Annotated in this window: 2 protein-coding genes; both read left to right on the top strand. The window is 65.4% G+C overall.

Annotated elements, in window-relative coordinates:
- Positions 1-220 (top strand): hypothetical protein (locus AUCHE_RS16985; protein ID WP_006503340.1); only part of this gene is annotated, 220 nt, incomplete at its 5' end.
- 143 nt (positions 221-363) lie between these two features.
- Positions 364-732 (top strand): S8 family serine peptidase (locus tag AUCHE_RS16670; RefSeq protein ID WP_281492478.1); only part of this gene is annotated, 369 nt, incomplete at its 3' end.

Raw genomic sequence — 732 nt, 5'->3', positions numbered from 1 at the left:
CGCCGTTGAGGGGTGGAAAGGCGCGCGTCAGGCGGCGGCGTTGTTGGAAAAGAACGTGGTGAAGCTGGAGGGGATGGTGAATCGGGTGTTGCGGGGTTTGGTGGAGTCGCATGCGGCATATGCCCAGGCTGAGGCGCAGGGTCGGGCTGGGTTGGCGCGGGTCGGGGTGGATGCGCAGACGAAGCAGTCCTTCGAATGGAAAGAGAAGGACAGTTTGTGAGTTTCCGGTGAGGGTGGCTGCCGGGGTTTTGCCCCGGCGGCTGTGGTTGTGGTTGTGGTTGTTGGTGTGGGTTGGGTGAGGGTGTGGGTGTGATGGGGTCTGGTGTGGCTCGGGTGTGGGTCGGTGTGTTTGCGGTGTCGGCGATGGCTGTGGTTTCGCCGGTGGCTGTGGCAGCGCCGGTGGTTTCGGGGCCGGTGGTGGGGGCTTCGGAGGCGGAGCAGCGGGCGGCGTTGGAGGAGCAGATGCGGGTGGCTGCGGCGGCGAAGCGGGGGGTGGCGCGGGAGTTGTCGTGGTGGATTACCGGGTTGGGGGTGGATCGTTCGTTGACCGTGTCTAAGGGCGCGGGGGTGAAGGTGTGTGTGATCGATTCGGGAGTCGATGCGACGCATCAGGATCTGGTGGGGGTGCGTTTTGAGGGGGGTACGGATGTGTCGGGTCAGGGGGCTCCGGATGGGTTGAAGCCGCAGACCGAGCATGGGACGGGGATGGCGGCTTTTATTGCTGGTCGGGGG

Source organism: Austwickia chelonae NBRC 105200 (assembly GCF_000298175.1).
In the GTDB taxonomy this organism is placed as follows: domain Bacteria; phylum Actinomycetota; class Actinomycetes; order Actinomycetales; family Dermatophilaceae; genus Austwickia; species Austwickia chelonae.
Note: the sequence above shows the minus strand (reverse complement) of the source record. Positions and strands in the feature narration are given on the sequence as shown.